The organism is Aeromicrobium sp. (genome assembly GCF_047606445.1).
GTDB lineage: Bacteria > Actinomycetota > Actinomycetes > Propionibacteriales > Nocardioidaceae > Aeromicrobium.
This window is the reverse complement of sequence record NZ_JASGEK010000062.1, coordinates 48,187-65,889: the sequence shown is the minus strand read 5'-3', so window position 1 is coordinate 65,889 and position 17,703 is coordinate 48,187. Positions and strand designations below refer to the sequence as shown.

The 17,703-nt window shown below is 68.3% G+C and carries 16 protein-coding genes; 6 read left to right on the top strand and 10 right to left on the bottom strand.

All coding sequences use genetic code 11. The annotated features are described in order from the left end of the window. Nucleotides 1-4: 4 nt before the first annotated feature. The gene (locus tag QM621_RS11570) at nucleotides 5-1,321 is read right to left on the bottom strand and encodes a cytochrome P450 (protein WP_414990534.1); all 1,317 of its coding nucleotides are present in this window, start codon (nucleotides 1,319-1,321) and stop codon (nucleotides 5-7) included. A gap of 109 nt (nucleotides 1,322-1,430) precedes the next feature. Between QM621_RS11570 and QM621_RS11565 the strand changes: the two genes are divergently transcribed. Both QM621_RS11565 and QM621_RS11560 read left to right on the top strand, forming a co-directional pair. Next, entirely contained in the window at nucleotides 1,431-2,624 is a 1,194-nt protein-coding gene (locus QM621_RS11565; protein ID WP_414990533.1) for a sensor histidine kinase, read from the top strand. Next, the gene (locus QM621_RS11560; RefSeq protein ID WP_414990532.1) at nucleotides 2,611-3,270 is read left to right on the top strand and encodes a response regulator; all 660 of its coding nucleotides are present in this window, start codon (nucleotides 2,611-2,613) and stop codon (nucleotides 3,268-3,270) included. The genes QM621_RS11565 and QM621_RS11560 overlap by 14 nt, the downstream gene beginning before the upstream one ends. On the opposite strand, the gene QM621_RS11555 is transcribed toward QM621_RS11560, so the two are convergent. The 5 genes from QM621_RS11555 to QM621_RS11535 form a co-directional block, all read right to left on the bottom strand. Further along, a complete protein-coding gene (locus QM621_RS11555) occupies nucleotides 3,267-3,884 on the bottom strand; it encodes a hypothetical protein (protein ID WP_414990531.1) in 618 nt (205 codons plus the stop codon). The two genes, QM621_RS11560 and QM621_RS11555, sit on opposite strands and share 4 nt — an antisense overlap. Before the next feature lie 33 nt (nucleotides 3,885-3,917). Next, the gene (locus QM621_RS11550) at nucleotides 3,918-4,328 is read right to left on the bottom strand and encodes a type II toxin-antitoxin system VapC family toxin (protein ID WP_414990530.1); all 411 of its coding nucleotides are present in this window, start codon (nucleotides 4,326-4,328) and stop codon (nucleotides 3,918-3,920) included. Beyond that, entirely contained in the window at nucleotides 4,325-4,552 is a 228-nt protein-coding gene (locus QM621_RS11545; RefSeq protein ID WP_414990529.1) for a FitA-like ribbon-helix-helix domain-containing protein, read from the bottom strand. Before QM621_RS11545 ends, QM621_RS11550 begins: the two co-directional genes overlap by 4 nt. 119 nt (nucleotides 4,553-4,671) lie before the next feature. Next, a complete protein-coding gene (locus tag QM621_RS11540; protein ID WP_414990528.1) occupies nucleotides 4,672-6,342 on the bottom strand; it encodes a vWA domain-containing protein in 1,671 nt (556 codons plus the stop codon). A 66-nt stretch (nucleotides 6,343-6,408) separates the two neighbouring features. Beyond that, nucleotides 6,409-7,713 carry a cytochrome P450 gene (locus QM621_RS11535; protein WP_414990527.1) on the bottom strand — a complete coding sequence of 435 codons (1,305 nt, stop codon included), beginning with the start codon at nucleotides 7,711-7,713 and terminating at the stop codon, nucleotides 6,409-6,411. A gap of 116 nt (nucleotides 7,714-7,829) precedes the next feature. Between QM621_RS11535 and QM621_RS11530 the strand changes: the two genes are divergently transcribed. Further along, on the top strand, nucleotides 7,830-9,278 hold the full coding sequence (locus QM621_RS11530) for an APC family permease (RefSeq protein WP_414990526.1): 1,449 nt from the start codon (nucleotides 7,830-7,832) through the stop codon (nucleotides 9,276-9,278). 187 nt (nucleotides 9,279-9,465) lie between these two features. Here the strand turns inward: QM621_RS11530 and QM621_RS11525 are convergent, their stop codons facing one another. From QM621_RS11525 to uvrB, 3 genes are all read right to left on the bottom strand, one after another. Beyond that, complete coding sequence (locus QM621_RS11525; RefSeq protein ID WP_414990525.1) at nucleotides 9,466-9,810, bottom strand: hypothetical protein; 345 nt, start codon at nucleotides 9,808-9,810, stop codon at nucleotides 9,466-9,468. A gap of 146 nt (nucleotides 9,811-9,956) precedes the next feature. Continuing rightward, nucleotides 9,957-10,985 (bottom strand): TerC family protein, encoded by a 1,029-nt coding sequence (locus QM621_RS11520; protein ID WP_414990593.1) that lies wholly within the window; start codon nucleotides 10,983-10,985, stop codon nucleotides 9,957-9,959. Between the two features lie 182 nt (nucleotides 10,986-11,167). Further along, on the bottom strand, nucleotides 11,168-13,276 hold the full coding sequence (gene uvrB, locus QM621_RS11515) for an excinuclease ABC subunit UvrB (RefSeq protein ID WP_414990524.1): 2,109 nt from the start codon (nucleotides 13,274-13,276) through the stop codon (nucleotides 11,168-11,170). Nucleotides 13,277-13,328: 52 nt separating this feature from the next. Between uvrB and QM621_RS11510 the strand changes: the two genes are divergently transcribed. The 3 genes from QM621_RS11510 to QM621_RS11500 are packed head-to-tail and all read left to right on the top strand — an operon-like array spanning nucleotide 13,329 to nucleotide 16,232. Beyond that, nucleotides 13,329-14,381 (top strand): DNA cytosine methyltransferase, encoded by a 1,053-nt coding sequence (locus tag QM621_RS11510; protein ID WP_414990523.1) that lies wholly within the window; start codon nucleotides 13,329-13,331, stop codon nucleotides 14,379-14,381. Beyond that, entirely contained in the window at nucleotides 14,372-15,556 is a 1,185-nt protein-coding gene (locus QM621_RS11505) for a hypothetical protein (RefSeq protein ID WP_414990522.1), read from the top strand. The genes QM621_RS11510 and QM621_RS11505 overlap by 10 nt, the downstream gene beginning before the upstream one ends. A 10-nt stretch (nucleotides 15,557-15,566) precedes the next feature. Beyond that, entirely contained in the window at nucleotides 15,567-16,232 is a 666-nt protein-coding gene (locus QM621_RS11500; RefSeq protein ID WP_414990521.1) for a TetR/AcrR family transcriptional regulator, read from the top strand. 21 nt (nucleotides 16,233-16,253) lie between these two features. On the opposite strand, the gene QM621_RS11495 is transcribed toward QM621_RS11500, so the two are convergent. Next, a complete protein-coding gene (locus QM621_RS11495) occupies nucleotides 16,254-17,681 on the bottom strand; it encodes an acetyl-CoA C-acetyltransferase (protein ID WP_414990520.1) in 1,428 nt (475 codons plus the stop codon). Nucleotides 17,682-17,703: the final 22 nt, after the last annotated feature.

Genomic DNA, 17,703 nt, shown 5'->3' with positions numbered 1-17,703 from the left:
GCGCTCAGGCCGCGACCGGCAGCCGCCCCCAGCCGCGCAGCACCCGCGTCGGACGACGGACCCTCTCCCCGGCCGGCCGCAGGTCCGGGAAACGGGCGAACAGCTCCTCGAGCGCCACCCGTCCCTCCAGTCGGGCCAGGCCCGCCCCCGGGCAGAAGTGCGCCCCGGAGGAGAAGGCGAGGTGCGCGCCGGCGTCCGGCCGGGTCACGTCGAACCGCCCCGGATCAGCGAAGACCTCCGGGTCGCGGTTCGCCCCGGCGAGCATGACCAGGACCGTCGTGCCCGCCCGCACGGTCCCACCGCGCACCTCGGCGTCCTCGTACGCCTGACGCGGGACCAACTGCACCGGCGGCTCGAACCGCAAAGTCTCGTCGACCGCGTTCGCCCAGAGCGACGGGTCGTCGCGCAGCGCCGCCCGCTGCTCCGGGTGGTCGAACAGCAGGCCGACGGCGTTGCCGATCAGATTGACGGTGGTCTCGAAGCCCGCGCCCAACAGCAGCAGGCCGGTCGCGCGCAGCTCGTGGGTGGTGAGCGCGTCGGGGCCGTCGAGGTCGACGAGACGGCCGAGCAGGTGGTCCTCGGACTCACGCCGCAGGCGGTCCAGTTGGCCGCCGAACCACTCCTGGAGCTGCCGCACCCCGTCGATCGCCTCTTGATACTCCCGCCACGACAGCGCGGGGTCGAGCAGCCGCGCCGCGCCGTCGCCCCACCGCAACAGGTCCTGACGGCGGTCCTCGGGCACGCCGAGCAGATCCCCGATGACGGCGACCGGCAGCCGTCCGGCGTAGGCGCCGATCAAGTCGACCTCGCCCGGCGCGTCGGCCATCTCGTCCAACAGGCCCCGCGCCACCTCCCGGACACGGGTCTCCAGGCCGGCGACCGAGCGCGCCGCGAAGTCCCGCGTCACCAGGCGCCGGTACCGCGTGTGCAGCGGCGGATCGACCGCGAGCATCGAGGGAGGCTCCAACGGCCCGTACTGCTCCACCGTGAGAAAGGACCGACGCAGGCGCCGCAGCCAGGCCGGCATCGCCGCGTCGCCCTCGGCGACCCCGAAGGCCGGGCTCCGCAGGATCTCCGAGCAGGCCGCGTGGTCGACGGTCCCGGACACCACCGCGCCCCGCACGATCGTCCCGGAGGCCCGCAGCGCCTCGTAGCCCGGATAGGGGTCGGCGCGCAGCCCCGGGTCGAACTCCAGCCGGGCGAAGGGATCGCCCCGCCGGGCGCCGACACGCATGCCGGCTCGTTTGAGCCCGCAGCCGAGGGCCCACGACGCCCAGAGAGCGCCGGGCCACGCGGAACGAGAGGAGGTCGTCGAGTCCATGCCGGTCACGCTACGGCGACGCGCCGCCCTCCGCGTCGTCCCACGGGAGGCAGTCGTCCTCCTACCGTGGCAGGACGACGACAGCGCCGGCCGTGCCTAGGCTGAGCCCATGACCGCCGTGCCGCGCGCCGCCGCCCACGCGTGGCTGGAGCGTTTCGACGCGAAGTCCGAGCGCCACGGCCTCGCCTATCCCTGGTGGATCGCCATCGCCTCGCACGTGATGCTCGTGTCCTGCCTCGCGGTCGCGCTCGTCCAACGCGATCTGGTCGCTCCCCCGTCGCCGATCCTGTGGGTGGCGGCGCTGGTGGTCCTGCCCGATGTGCTCCAGGGGACGATCCGGGCCTGGGTGCCGTGGTGGTGCGCGGCGGCGATCACGGTCGGCGGCGTCGCCTGGATCATGGCCGCCAGCGCGCCGGTCGACCCGACGCTCGACCTCGCCCCGGCGGTGTTGGCCGTGCCCGCCGCCCGGCTGACCGCCACCGACGGCTGGCGGGCCGGCGTCGCGACGATGGCCGCCGGGATCGCGGCGGTGGTGCTGGTCGGCTCGCCATCCGGCACTCCGCTGACGACGATCGTTTTCGGCTTCCTGGTCGGTTGCATGCTGCGCTGGCTGATGCGGGCGCTCACCGCCGAGAGGGCGGCGCGGGCCAGTGAGCGCGAACGCGCCACCGTGGCCGAGCGCGAGCGGCTCGCCCGGGAGGTCCACGACCTCGTCGCGCACTCCCTGTCGGTCACGCTGCTGCATGTGGCCGGAGCCCGCCAGGCGCTGCTCGACGACGACGAGGACGACGCCCTCGCCGCGCTGACGGACGCCGAGCGCGTCGGACGCGGCGCGATGGCCGACATCCGCGCGACCGTCCGGCTGCTGTCGCGGGACGCGGCCCACACGCGGGCGCTCCCCGACGCCTCCGACCTCGACAGCCTCGTCGACGAGTTGCGCAAGGCCGGGCTCGCGGTGGACTGGCGGACCGACGGCGACCTGGGCGGCCTCGACCGCGCGACCGGCCTCGGCCTCTACCGGGTGCTCCAGGAGTCGTTGACCAATGTCGCTCGGCACGCCCCTGGGGCGGCCGCCGAGGCGCGGGTCGAGGTCGACGCCGACCAGGTGCGTCTGACCGTCGTGAATCCCTGCGCGAGCGCGCCGCGTGGCGACGGCCTCGGCTCGGGCGTCGAGGGCATGCGGGCCCGCGCGGCCCAGCTCGGCGGGAGCCTGCAGGCCGGGCCGGACGGAGCACGCTGGCGGGTCAGCCTGACCGTCCCCCGGCGGGACGCCGTCGAGGGGAGGCCCGATGACGCCCGCTGACGGTCCGATCCGACTGGTCCTCGTCGACGACCAAGAGCTCGTCCGCTCCGGCCTGCGCCGGATCCTGCGCCGCCGCGACGGCTTCGAGGTCGTCGCCGAGTGCGCCGACGGCGACGAGTTGCCCGCCGCACTCGCGAGGACCGCGGCCGACGTCGTCGTCATGGACCTGCGCATGCGGCGGGTCGACGGGATCACCGCGACCCGCCGTCTGCGCGCCGACGAGGACGCGCCGCCGGTCCTGGTGCTGACCACCTTCGACGACGACGAGATGCTCTCGGGCGCCCTGCGCGCCGGGGCGGCCGGATTCGTCCTCAAGGACACGCCCGCCGACGACCTGATCCGGGCCGTCCGCGCGGTCGCCGGGGGTCAGGCCTGGCTGGACCCGGCGGTCACCGCGCGGGTGCTGACGGCCTTCCGCCACGCGCCGACCCGCTCGCCGGAGGCGGCCTCGGCGTTGACCGCCCGGGAGCTCGAGGTGTTGCGGGCGATGGCGCGGGGCCTGACGAACCGCGAGATCGCCGAGGAGCTGGTCATCTCCGAGCTCACCGTCAAGAGCCACGTCGGTCGGGTCTTCACCAAGCTCGACCTCCGCGACCGGGCCGCCGCCGTGGTCTACGCCTTCGAACACGGCCTGGCGCGCCCCTAACCGACGAGCCCCGCCAGCTCGCGTGCCATGTTCGCCCGCGCTGGCTCCTCCCAGTGCGCCCGTCCGTGCCGCGTGCGGAACAGCTGGGGCGAGGAGGCGAGGTCGCGCAGGACGTCGGTGCGACCGGCGACGAACACGTCGTCGGGCAGGTGCGCGTACTCAGCCCGGACCCCCGCCACATAGGCGTCGTAGCGTTCCGGCGGCGCCGCGAGGATGGCGAGGTCGGCGTCGGAGAGCGCGCAGCCCGACGTGTCCTCCGGATCGGGGCGGTGGTCCTCGGTGAGCCGGACCAGACGCACCACCTCGGCCACCGTCGCCGCGTCGAGGTGCATCGGCAACGCCGCCTCGGCCCACACCGCCGACCGCTCCTCGGCGTCGCGCTCGCCGTCGTAGACCGCGTCGTGGAACCAGGCCGCCAGCGACACGGTGGTCCGGTCGAACGGCGTCCCTGCGGCCGCCAGCTCGTCGAGCCGTTCCAGCACCTCGCGCAGATGGCCGGTCCCGTGGTGGCCGCGGCTGGGCTCGGCGTACGCGGCCAGCAGCTCGTCGCGCAAGGCGTCGGCTCCGGTCAGCGGCCAGAGGGAAGGGAGAGGGTCAGGGTCGTCGTCCCGCATACCCGTCATTCAACCCGCCCGACCGGCTCAGACTCAACCCCACGGGTTGTGGAGCTCCACACCAGTGTCGTCGAAATCTCGCGTGTTCCGTGTGGCGAGGTCGTAGCCCCGGGACAGGCAGACACCTGCGATCATCGTGTCCTCGACGCTCACCACCCGCCCCCGCGCCTCACGGGCGGCACGAAGTCGGGCGAACTCCTCCGCGGCGACGCGGTCATAGGGAAGGACACGCGCCGCCGCTCCTCCCATCAGACGCTCGACACCTCGCAGCAACTCGTCGCGGCGTCGGCCGGGAGCCAAGCGCCGAGCGCCGAAAAGCAGTTCGCCGACGGTCACCGAGGTGACCACGACCTCGTGTTCGTGCTGACGCAACCACGAGAGGACCCGCTGCTCCGGCGCGAGACGAAGCGTCTCCGACCACACATTCGTGTCGACGACGATCACGCCAGGTCGACCCCACGCGGCGAGGAGCGCTCAGGAAGCTCGAAGTCTCCGCGCAGCGCGGCGGTGTGATCCAACCACTCCGTCACCCAACTCGACCGCGACGACACCGCCTCCTGCAGGATGTCGCGCACTTCGGCCTCCATCGAGCGATTGCTCCGCGCCGCACGCTCCTTGAGCGCCCGACGCGTCTCCTCGGGAAGGTTCCGGATCGTCAGCGTCGCCATCTCGACCACCTCCCGACAGCAATGCTAGCGCCGGTGCGCCGCAGTCCAGGCGCTACGACCACCCTGTGATCGAACGGCTGATGGACGGGATGGCGACGAGCCCTCTATGAACAAGGTGCTCAGCAGCCGTACATGATCGGAATAAGGTCGTCTCCTGACGTTCCTGCCACCACCTCGAGGCCCTGCACTGTGTCGTACGACTGATATTCCGACCCGATGTTGAAGATGAGCGCGCCCTTCTCTCCGTACACGACGTAACCGAGATTGCGTCCGCCTTCGACGAACCACTCCTCATAGTGAAGCCGCTCGCCGTAGATCCGTCGCAACTCCTCGACCGAGGTTCCGACTCCGGCGCCTTCAGCTGACTTCGGCAGATCCTCTGGTGGAAAATCTTTGTTCGTCTCCCAATCGTGGGACGACACGCCGACGCCAGCAAGCATGCGGCCGTCCGGCCCAACTTGCCCATACCAATCATCTCGAAGGAAAGCGAAATCGGGCATCTTGTCGGTGCGCTCCCACGTGTCGCTGCACGTGGGATCAGGAATCTTCTGGGCGAAGCCCTGTTCCTCGATCTCTGTCATCGGCATGCCAACCTCCAGCGGGCCGTAGTAGCCCGGTCCGATCTTCCAATCGCTCGGGTCGTCGCTCCACCGCTTCTCCGGCAGGCACGCGCACAGGATGATCTTCGTGATGGTCCCGGAGACCGTGTCACTGCCGCCGTCGGCGGGCTCGAAGCTGAACTCATAGCCGGTTCCCCTCACCAGATCGGCCGGATAGACCACCGTCCCCTCGTCGGTCGGAGCCGACGGGAGGTCGTCGAGGTTGTAGAGCTCCTCCGCTTTCGCGATGTCGTCGCCGACGCCGATCCCGTCGATCGTCTGTAAATCGTCGCTCTCGGAGACGACCTGGGCGAGCACGCCGTCCTCGAACACCAACGTGCAGTCGACGTAGACCACCTCGACGCGTCCGGTCGCAGCCACCTCCGGCAGCTCCTCGCCCGCCGCCTCGGCCGACAAGACGGCCTCGTCGACCGTCATGCCCGGCGTCAGCCCGTGATAGCCGGCCGGTTGGATCGTCGACCGCGCCCATTCCGGGTTCAGCACCGCGGGCAGTCTCGCCTCCAGCTGGCCTGGGTTCGCCGCGTCGAGGAACAGCCCGCCGGTCGACTCCGCGACACAGCTCAACTGCTCGGCCGCCGCCGCGTGGGCTTCGGTCTTGAAACCGACCGTGTGCACCGTGACGCCGTCCAGCGCCTCGGCGACCTCGCACGGGTCGTCACCCAGCCCAAGCTCACCGCACATGTCCTGGCCGTCGGAGACGATGACGATCGCGCGCTCCCCTTCATCGGGCAACAACTCGGCGGCCTGCCCGAGGGAGGCGGCGATCGGCGTGAACCCACTCGGCTGCACACTGTCGACCTCGGCGACGAACTCGTCACGGTCCAAGGGACCGAGTTCGATCAGCGTGGACACGTCCTGACAGCCGGCCGACTGCTCGGCCTCGGTCGAGCCGGTCCCGTTCCCGAACACCACCAAACCCAGCTCGTGCGACTCAGGCAGCGCCTCCACCAGCGAGCCGATCGCCTCTTGGGCCGCCTCGAAACGCACCCCGGGCGCGTCGTCGGTCAGCATCGAGGCGGACGCGTCCAGCACGATCACCGTCGGCACCGCCGGCGGCTCGTCGGCCGGATCCTCGGCGGCCGCCTGAGTCGTGTCGTCGTTGTCGCACGCGGCAAGGCCGAGCGACAGACACCATACGATGGCGGCGATCACCGGAGATTTCAGAGCCATAGCTCAAAACTAGGCCCCCCCGGCCGTCTGTCCACTTCTCAGCGTCCCCGATTCCGAGGACACCCGTCACAGCGTGACCGGCAACTCCTCGACACCGAAGACGAACGACAGCTGACGGAAGGCCAGCTCGCTCTCGGGCTGGGCCAACGCCAGCTCGGGGAAGCGCTTCAGCAGCTTCGGGTAGACGACGCGCAACTCCATGCGGGCCAGCTCGGCGCCGATGCAGCGGTGGATACCGTGGCCGAAGGCCAGATGGCCGCTCTCGGGGACGCGGTAGGGGTCGAAGCCGTCGGGCCGCTCCCCCGCGCTCTTCGGGTCGCGGTTGGCGCCGGCCAGCGAGGCCAGCACCACGTCGCCGGCCTTGACCTGCGTGCCGAACAGCTCCATGTCGGCCTTCGCGAAGCGCGGGAACGCCACCTGCACGACCGCGAGGTAGCGCAGCAGCTCCTCGACCACCCTGTCGACGTCCTCGGTCGACCCGTCGCGCGCCAGCGCGGCGTAGGCAGGATCGCGCAGCAGCACGATCGTGCCGAGCGCGATCATGCCCGCCGTGGTCTCGAAGCCGCCGGTGAAGACGCCGTCGGCGAGCCCGGCCAGGTCGAAATCGCTGATCGCGTCGCCCTCGTCGCGGAGGATCTGCCCGATCAGGCCCGGACCCGGCTCGACCCGCTGCCGGGCCACCGCGTCGAAGAGGAACTCGCGCTGCGCCGACACTGCGCCGAAGGCCGCCGCCGCGCCGTTCGTGGCGTCGAAGCGGGCGCTGCCGAGGCCGGCGAAGGTCTCCCGGTCGTCGTAGTCGAGGCCGAGCAGGTCGCAGATCGTCTGGAACGGGATCGGGAAGGCGAGGTGCTGGGCGAGGTCGGCCACGCCGCCGTTCTCGGCCGCGGCCTTCTCCAGCTCGTCGAGCTGGCGGTCGACGATGCCCTCGATCATCGGCTCCAGCCGCGCCAGCCGGCGCATCGTGAACTCGGGCGTGATGATCTTGCGCAGCCGGGTGTGCAGCGGCGGGTCGGTGAAGCCGAGCCCGCCCACGTCGTCGGCCGTCGCCGGGCCGTCGCCGGAGAACAAGTGGCGGATGTCGTTGGAATAGGAGTTGCGATCAGTGAGGATCTGCCGGGTCTCCTCATAGCCGGTGACCAGATAGGCGGTGAAGTCGAAGGGCAGGTCCAGTTTGCGCATCGGCTCGTGCTCGCGCCACTCGGCGATCTGCGGCAGTGGGTCGGTGCCCTCGCGCTGCAACGGCACCTTCGTGCCCTCGGGAAGGAAGCCGATCGACGACAGGTCGATGCCCTTCTTCCGGATGCGGCGCACGACCAGGCTGGTCGCCCAGCGTTTGAGGAAGCCCGGCACGGGGACAGACGGTTTCGGCACGGGCGCCAACTTACACCGCGAGTCGCGACCCTCCCAATCACCAGAACTTGCGCATGCCCCCCTCCGCAAGGCAGTGTGAGGTGAGTCACTAACACCGAGCGGACGGGGTGGTCTCAATGACCGAGACAACGCAGGCGGCCGAGAAGCCGGCCGAGTTGAAGCGAGTGCTGGGGCCCAGGCTCCTACTGCTGTTCATCGTCGGCGACATCCTCGGCGCCGGCGTGTACGCGGTGACCGGGCAGATGGGCGGGAAAGTCGGCGGGCTCGTCTGGCTGCCCTTCCTGCTGGCCTTCGTCGTGGCGACGCTGACCGCGCTGTCCTACCTCGAGCTCGTCACCAAGTACCCGCAGGCCGCCGGCGCCGCGCTCTACACGCACAAGGCCTTCGGGGTCCACTTCCTCACCTTCATCGTGGCCTTCGCGGTGGTCTGCTCGGGCATCACCAGCGCCTCGACCTCATCGAAGGTGCTCGCCGACAACCTCACCGGCGGCCTGGAGGTGAACGGCTGGATCGACGGTCCGGCGAGCAAGGGCGCGATCATCGCCATCGCGATGGGCTTCATGGTCCTGCTGGCCCTCATCAACCTGCGCGGCGTCGGCGAGAGCGTGAAGTTCAACGTGATCCTCACGCTCGTCGAGGTCACGGCGCTCTGCATCGTCATCGGCGTCGGCTTCTGGGTGATCCTCCAAGGAAAGGCCGACATGGGCGAGCTGGTGGTCTTCCACGACTACGACGACAAGGGCCTGTTCCTCGCCGTCACCGCGGCCACCTCGATCGCCTTCTTCGCGATGGTCGGCTTCGAGGACGCCGTCAACATGGTCGAGGAGACGCAAGACCCCGAGCGGATCTTCCCGCGCACGATGCTCACCGGCCTCGGCATCGCAGTGCTGCTCTACATGCTGGTGGCCGTCTCAGTGGTGAGCGTGCTGACCTCCGCCGAACTGCGAAGCATCGCCGAGTCGGAGGGCCGGGCGCTGCTGGAGGTCGTCTCGAAGGGCAGCCCCGACTTCCCGATCGACAAGGTGTTCCCGTTCCTGGCGGTCTTCGCCGTGGCCAACACCGCGCTCATCAACATGCTCATGGCGAGCCGCCTCATCTACGGCATGGCCCGGCAGAACGTGCTGCCGAAGCAGCTCGGCCACGTGCTGCCGGGGCGGCAGACCCCGGCCGTCGCCATCGGCTTCACCACGCTGCTGGCGCTGGGGCTCATCCTCTACGTGACCGCCGACCCCGAGAGCAACGTCGTCGGCAACCTGTCGAACGTCACCGCGTTCCTGCTGCTGTGCGTGTTCGCGATCGTCAACGTCGCCTGCGTGGTGCTGCGCAACCAACGTCGCGACGACGGCCAGGTGTTCTTCACCTCGCCCGGCCAGCTGCCGCTGGTCGCGGCGGCGCTGTGCGTGTTCCTCGCCGGACCGTGGGTCGACCGCAGCGGCGAGGTCTACACGATCGCCGGCGGCCTCATGCTGATCGGCGTGGTCCTGTGGGTGGTGACCATCGCCGTCAACAAGGCCACCGGCCAGGGCACGCCGGACTTCGACGAGGTCGAGGACCTGCGCCCCTGACTGCTCCGCCTCACAAGGGAGCCCCCGCCGACCATGCGGTCGGCGGGGGCTCCCTCGCCTTAGAGAAACGCTGATTCATGGCCGCTGTGGCTCCCCAAGACGCGACTCCCTTCGAGGCTCTCCTCGTTCCTCGTCACACCTCAGGGAGCGACAATGGCCATGGAACAGCGGTCCCCTTAGTCGTGGTTCAGGCGTCGGGCAGACCCACTCGACGCCTGAGATCGACCGCCTCAGCTGAACCGACGGGAGCGAGCCAGACAAAGCAGTGCGGCTTCCATACCCCCTTCTCGTACTCCACACCTCGAACCATCTGTCGATGCTGCTCCCCGAAGAGCGCCATCTCGTAGTGCGGGATGTTCGTCGCGAGGAAGCCCTTGCCTGCCTCGACGACAGTCCCGTCGTCACGCTGCTCGCCGCCGATCAACCAGCGACCGCTCACCGTGTTCTGCGGGTTCTTCAGATCACGCTCCTCCAACGTGCCGTCAGCCCGGAACGCGACCGAGAAGGCGAAACCGTGGTCCGTGACCTTCACGAAGTCCCGACCAGCGAAATCCTCACGTGTCAACGCGCGGAGGGCCTTGTGATAACTGTTCAGAACCTCATCCCACTCCCGTCCACCCTGCCCGCCGGGGACCGAGAAGTGGCTCGGGTTGTTCCAGAAAACCGAACCTCGACCGCTCAATCAGACTCGTCGGTCACGAGCGGCTCGCCCTCGGGGGTCAGGCCGGCGCGGACGCGACGGCCGGAGACCACGAGGCTGACGACAGCGGTGATCGACAGGACGCCGATGATGACGCCGAGGCTGAGCTCGATGGGGATCTCCGGCACCTTCACATGCTCGCCGCCGTTGACGAACGGCAGCTCGTTCTCATGCAGCGCGTGCAGCACCAGCTTGACGCCGATGAAGGCCAGCAGCACCGCGAGGCCCTGCGACAGGTAGATGAGGCGCTTGAGCAGGTCGCCCAGCAGGAAGTACAGCTGACGCAGGCCCATCAGCGCGAAGACGTTCGCCGTGAAGACCAGGTACGGCTCCTTGGTCAGACCGTAGATCGCCGGGATCGAGTCGAGCGCGAACAGCAGATCGGTGGTGCCGAGCGCGATGACGACCAACAGCATCGGCGTGATGGCCTTCTTGCCGTTCTCCTTGACGACCAGCTTGAGGCCGTCCCACTTCTCCGAAACGGTGAAACGCTTGCGGGCGAAGCGCACGACCGCGTTCTCCGCGTCGTCGTCGTGGTCGTCGTCGGTGACCAGGTTGATCGCGGTGTAGATCAAGAAGGCGCCGAAGAGGTAGAAGACCCAGGAGAACTGGTTGATGGCGACCGCGCCGAGCGCGATGAAAATGCCGCGGAAGACGATGGCGATGACGATGCCGACGAGCAGCGCCTCCTGCTGGTACTTCCTCGGCACGTTGAAGCTGGCCATGATGATGAGGAAGATGAACAGGTTGTCGACCGACAGGCTGTACTCGGTGAGCCAGCCGGCGAAGAACTGCAGTCCGAAGTCGCCGCCCTCGGCGGCGACGTCGTGGTGGGTCATGACCCAGACGCCGAAGGCGACGGCCATCGACACGTAGACGCCCAGGTAGACCGAGCACTCCTTGATCGAGGGCTCGTGCGGCCTGCGGGCGACGATCACGATGTCGAAGATCAACACCGCCATCGTGACGCCGATGGTGATCGCCCATTCGAGGGTGGAGACGTTCATCGAGACGCCTCCGGCTGCGGCGCCGCCGCCAGCGGCCAGGGTGTGAAGCACTGTTCCTCCGGTTCGTGGTGGGTGGACGTACCGGAGGTCTCTTCCGCCCGCGATGCGGACCCGCAGCACCGGACGATGAGGTCGTGATGACGACGCTGCGGCGACAGGAATACTCCCCTCCGCAGACCAGTCTAAGCCTCGGCGGCGAGCATCCCGCGCAGCTCCTTCTTCAGCTCGGCGATCTCGTCGCGCAGCCGGGCGGCCACCTCGAACTGCAAGTCGGCCGCGGCGGCCCGCATCTGCTCGCTCAGCGACTCGATCAGCGCGGCGAGGTCGGCCGACGGCATGTCGGACAGATCCGCGCGCTGGGGGTACCTCCCGCTTGCGGGGGACTCCCCCAGCGGCACCGCCGCCCCCTTGCGCCGGTGATCGCCGGTGGCCGCCAGCAGACTGTCGGTGTCGGCGTCCTCGCGGGCGAGCATGTCGGTGATGTCGCCGATCTTCTTGCGCAGCGGCTGCGGGTCGATGCCGTGCTCGCGGTTGTAGGCGGTCTGCCGTTCCCGCCGCCGGTTGGTCTCGTCGATGGCCTGCGCCATGGAGTCGGTGACGCGGTCGGCGTACATGATGACCTGGCCCGACACGTTGCGCGCCGCGCGGCCGATGGTTTGGATGAGCGACCGCGTGGAGCGTAGGAAGCCCTCTTTGTCGGCGTCGAGGATGGCGACGAGGCTCACCTCGGGCAGGTCGAGGCCCTCGCGCAGCAGGTTGATGCCGACCAGCACGTCGTACTCGCCGAGGCGCAGCTCGCGCAGCAGCTCGACGCGGCGGAGCGTGTCGATCTCGCTGTGCAGGTAGCGCGTGCGGATGCCCGCCTCGATCAGGTAGTCGGTGAGGTCCTCGGACATCTTCTTGGTGAGCGTGGTGACCAGCACCCGCTCGGAGCGCTCGACCCGCTCGCGGATCTGGCCGATGAGGTCGTCGATCTGGCCCTTGGTGGGCTTGACGATGATCTCCGGGTCGACCAGGCCGGTGGGCCGGATGATCTGCTCGACCACCTCGCCGCCGGTCTGGTTCATCTCGTAGTCGCCGGGCGTGGCCGAGAGGTAGACCGTCTGGTCGGTGCGCTCCAAGAACTCGCCCCAGGTGAGCGGCCGGTTGTCCATGGCGCTCGGCAGCCGGAAGCCGTGCTCGACGAGCGTGCGCTTGCGGGACATGTCGCCCTCGTACATCGCGCCGATCTGCGGCACGGTGACGTGCGACTCGTCGAGCACGAGCACGAAGTCCTCGGGGAAGTAGTCGAGCAGACAGTTGCCGGGACTGCCCGGCGCGCGGGCGTCCATGTGCCGCGAGTAGTTCTCGACGCCGCTGCAGCTGCCGACCTGCTGCATCATCTCCAAGTCGTAGGTGGTGCGCATGCGCAGCCGTTGGGCCTCCAGCAGCTTGCCCTCGGCCTCCAACTCGGCCAGCCGCTCGTCGAGCTCGGCCTGGATGGAGACTATGGCGCGCCGCATCGTGTCCGAGCCGACCGCGTAGTGCGTGGCCGCGCCGACATAGAGCTGCTGGTCCTCGCTCAGCACCTCGCCGGTGAGCGGATGCAACGTCATCAGTCGTTCGATCTCGTCGCCGAAGAACTCCACCCGGACGGCGTGCTCCTGGTAGACGGGGAAGATGTCGACGGTGTCGCCCTTGACCCGGAAGGTGCCGCGGGTGGACGTGACGTCGTTGCGCGTGTACTGCGCCTGGATCAGCGTCTGGAGCAACTGGTCGCGCGGCATCTCCTCGCCGACGGTGAAGCCGATCATGCGCTCGAGGTACTCCTGCGCCGATCCGAGGCCGTAGATGCACGAGACGGTGGCGACCACGATGACGTCGCGGCGGGTGAGCAGCGACCAGGTGGCCGAGTGCCGCAGCCGTTCGACCTCCTCGTTGACGGAGGAGTCCTTCTCGATGTAGGTGTCGGTCTGCGGGACGTACGCCTCGGGCTGGTAGTAGTCGTAGTAGGAGACGAAGTACTCAACGGCGTTGTCGGGGAAGAACTCGCGCAGCTCGTTGGCGAACTGCGCCGCGAGCGTCTTGTTGGGCAGCATCACGAGCATCGGCCGCTGCAGCCGCTCGGCCAGCCAGGCGACCGTGGCGGTCTTGCCCGTGCCGGTGGCGCCCATGAGCACCGAGTGCCGCTCTCCGGCCTCGATGCGTCGCTCCAAGGCGTCGATCGCGGCCGGCTGGTCCCCGGCCGGCTCGAACTCGGAGACGACGCGGAACGGGGCCACCTGACGGCTGAGCTCGGAGAGTGGTCTCATGCTCGCGAGACTACGCGCCGCTCTTGTCAGACCTGCGGCCTATGCTTCCAGCATGCCTGAGACATTCATCGACCTCTTCGCCGGCGCAGGCGGACTGTCATGGGGTCTACAGCAATCGGGCATGGATTGCCTTCTGGCCTCAGACCATTGGTCCGACGCCGTGACCACGTACCGTCACAATCTCCCCGGCCACCCCGTCCTCGAGAAGGACGTCCGCGATCTCAGCGTCCGTGAAATCGAGAAACACCTGACGCGACAGCCGGACTGGATCGTCGGCGGCCCCCCGTGCCAGGGATACAGCACCGTGGGGAAACGGGACCGACACGACCCGCGCAACGTGCTCTTCTTGGAGTTCCGGCGCATCGTGGCGGGGATTCAACCCGAAGGGTTCGTCATCGAGAATGTCCTCGGCATGAAAGACATGAGCTTCGAACAAGAAGTCTGCGATAGTTTCCGTCAAATAGGCTACACCGTTCGCTTCATGGTGCTCACCGCCGCCGAGCATGGAGTCCCTCAGCTGCGCCGACGCGTCGTGTTCGTCGGACATAAGACACGCGGACTCTTCCAAGGACCCCTTGTCACCCACGATTCGGAATCTTTCGTCACAGTCGACGAAGCCATCGGCGACCTGCCCCCGCTCGGCCCCGGGGAAAGCGCTGTCAACTATTCCGCCGCCCCTTCCACCGTCTACCAAAAAGAGATGCGGAGGGACAGTCGGCTTCTTCAAGGACATCAGGTCAGCAAACATCCCTCCCACCTCGTGGAGGCCATCTCTCACGTGCCAGACGGCGGGAACCGGAGTTCGATTCCCGAGCACCTCCAGCCTCGCGGCGGTTTCCACAACTCGTACAGCCGCCTGGCATCGTGGCTTCCGGCCGTAACCATCACCCAGAATCTCGGTAAGCCGTCTGGAACTCGCTGTATCCACCCCTTCCAAGATCGCGGCCTCACCACCCGCGAAGGCGCCCGTCTGCAGTCCTTCCCCGACCGCTTCCACTTTCTAGGCGGGATCACCAGCCAACGCCTGCAAGTGGGAAATGCCGTACCCCCGCTTCTCGCCCAAGCGCTCGGCGAGTCCCTGCAGAACACGCGGCGATGGTTCTGATGTCGCCATCAGCAAAGCACACCCCTCGAGGCTCCGACCGTCCTTTAGCGGCAGTAGCGCTCGACCTTGGGTTCAGACAGAGCTTCGCCGAACGCGATGCCAGTGATTCGACGACCGTCAGGGATGCACTCGATTGGCTGAATAACCAAAGGCCCCAACAACAGAATCACTGGCCTGCCCTGTCACTGGCATTCGTCGCACAGATTGAATCATTACTTGAATCAATTCAAATCGACCGCGTCGAGAAGCTCTTATCGTCCTATCCTCCGCAGAAGCCAGAGCCAAGCAAGGCCGTCAACACTCTCAACTTGGAGACCCCCGACGGCGACTTCATACGACTTCGACCGTTCTACAATAAGGCTTTTCACGTCATCCGCAATGTCATGCTGCGCGACCATCCCAGCAACCCCGGGCACGCGACTCAGTCGTGGCCGGCCTACTCCGCGCTCATCGAGATGATCGCGGCGATGCGGCCTAAGGAACGTCGACTTTTCGCAGAGCTAGTCTGGGAGAGCGGCGTCCTCGACAAGCCGACCCGTGAGATCGCCTTAGTTCAAGAACGCATCACTCGACCCTTCGAGAAAGCCCTCATGAATATGCCGACCGCTGTCAAGGGCGTTCGAGGCGGTGCGATCCTTCAAGGCTTGACCTACGGGTACTTACGAGCCGACTCGCCCAATCTGATCCTTGAATCCCATACCGTCAACGCGGGCAGCTCTCGCACCGGAATGCTGGGCGACGTCGACGGGTTCCGAGGACGCGAGCCGGAACTGGCCGTCGAAGTCAAAGATCTGTCGCTTAATATGGACAACGTTGAAAAACAGGTTTCCGATTTCCTTGAAGACATCACGATAGCTCCTAACGTAACACCGCTGGTAGTCTGCGCCTCAATATCAGACGAGGCTCGTGAGTTCATCGAAAAGCATGGAGTGACCGTCCTTACTAGATTTCAGCTGGCCGAACGGGTCGCCGTATGGGATCTGCCCAAACAACATGAGGCACTTCGTGGCGCGGAGTACTACTTCGGCCGAATCCAAAAGGATGACAAACTCGTGGAAATATTCCGCGACTGGCTCGGCGAGCAAGGATTGAGCCACGACTTAGGCGCCGGTCACGCCCGTCCCACCGACCCTGGGCAACGACGATCGACCGTGCAGATCCACTCTGCGGACTAAGGTCGTGTCCATGGACGTCGACGAACGGCGGGCGCAGCGGCGCCGCGAGATCATCGCCGCGACCCGCGTGCTCTTCGACGAGCGGGGCGTCCGCGACGCGCAGATCGAGGACATCGCGCGCGCCGTCGGCATCAACCGGGCGATCATCTACCGGCACTTCACCGGCAAGGAAGAGCTGTTCGCCGTCACCCTCGTCGAATACCTCCGCGAGCTGGAGGCCTGCTTCGCCGAACGGGTCGACGCGGACGCCGACCCCGGCGCGCGGCTCGGCGCCGTCGTGTCGGCCTTCTTCGACTACGGGGTCGACCATCCGGCCTTCGTCGACTGCGCTCAGACGCTGCTGCGCCGTCGCGGCGCCGAGCTGGCCGAGGAGGTGGGCGACGAGGTCATGATCGAACTCGGCACGGCGATCAGCGCCTGCCTCGGCCACCTCGTCGCGGCGCTGGACGACGGCGACGCGAGCGGCGACTTCCAGGTGGACGAGCCCTCCCTCGTGGCGAATCTGCTCTACGCGCAGGGCCTCGGCGCGCTCAACCTGGCCCACCTGCAGTGGTCGGTCCGCGAACACAACACCGGCATGCCCGTCGTCGACGACGTCGCCACCGACACCCTGCGCGCGCTCCTGGTCCGCGGAGCCCTGGCCATGGCGAAGGGGGCCACACCGAAGCCGGTGTGACCCCCTCGTGGCGGAGCTGGATCAGCTCTCCATGATCGCGACGACGCCCTGGCCGCCGGCGGCGCAGATCGAGATCAGGCCGCGCTTGCCCGGGCCCGCCTCGTGCAGCAGCTTGGCGAGGTTCGCCACGATACGGCCGCCGGTCGCGGCGAACGGGTGCGCCGCGGCGAGCGAGGAGCCCTTGACGTTGAGCTTGGAGCGGTCGATCGAGCCGAGCGCGGCGTCGAGGCCGAGCTTGTCGGTGCAGAACTCCTCGGACTCCCACGCGGCGAGCGTCGAGAGCACCTGGCCGGCGAAGGCCTCGTGGATCTCGTAGAAGTCGAAGTCCTGCAGGGTCAGGCCCTGACGCGCCAGCAGACGCGGCACGGCGTAGGCCGGGGCGAGCAGCAGGCCCTCGGCCCCGCTGACGTAGTCGACGGCGGCGGTCTCGTAGTCGACGAAGTACGCCTGGACGTCCCAGCCGCGCCTGGCGGCCTCCTCCTCCGAGGCGAACAGCGCGACGGACGCGCCGTCGGACAGCGGCGTGGAGTTGCCGGCGGTCATCGTGGCCTCGTCACCGAGGTTCTTGCCGAAGACCGGACGCAGCTTGGCCAGCTTCTCGACCGTGGAGTCGGGACGCAGGTGGTTGTCCTTGTCGACGCCGTTGAACGCGGTGACGAGGTCGTCCTGCCAGCCCTCGTCCCACGACTTCGCGAGGTTCTGGTGCGATGCGGCGGCCAGCTCGTCCTGCGCCTCGCGGGTGATGCCCCACTCGTGGGTGGTGATGGCCTGGTGGTCGCCCATCGACAGGCCGGTGCGCGGCTCGGCGTTGCGCGGCTGGTCGGGGGCCAGGTAGGCCGGACGGATCTTGGTCAGCAGCCTGACGAGGCCGGCCTTGTCGCCCTTGGCCGACAGCTGGTTGGCCTCGATGAGGATCTTGCGCAGCTTGTCGTTGACGGCCAGCGGCGCGTCCGAAGTGGTGTCCGTGCCGCCGGCGATGCCGCTCTCGATCTTGCCGAGCGCGATCTTGTTGGCGACCTGGAAGGCGGCCTGGAGGCCGGTGCCGCAGGCCTGCTGGACGTCGGTGGCGGGGGTCTCGGGCGACAGCTTCGAGCCGAGGACGGTCTCGCGGGTCAGGTTGAAGTCGCGGCTGTGCTTGAGCACGGCGCCGGCGACGACCTCGCCGACCGTCTCGCCCTCCAGGCCGAAGCGCTCGACCAGGCCGTCGAGGGCCGCGGTGAGCATGTCCTGGTTCGAGACGTTCGAGTAGACCGTGTTGCTGCGCGCGAAGGGGATGCGGTTGCCGCCGATGACCGCGACGCGGCGGACGACCTGGGCCTCCGGGGTGGACGTCGGGGCGGCCTCCTCGACGGCGGGCTCCTCAGCCGGAGCCGTCTTCGCGGCCGTGGTGGTCTTCTTGGCCGTCGCCTTCTTGGCGGCTGCCTTCTTCGCGGGCGTGGCGTCTGCCATGTCGCATACTCCGTTCGGGATG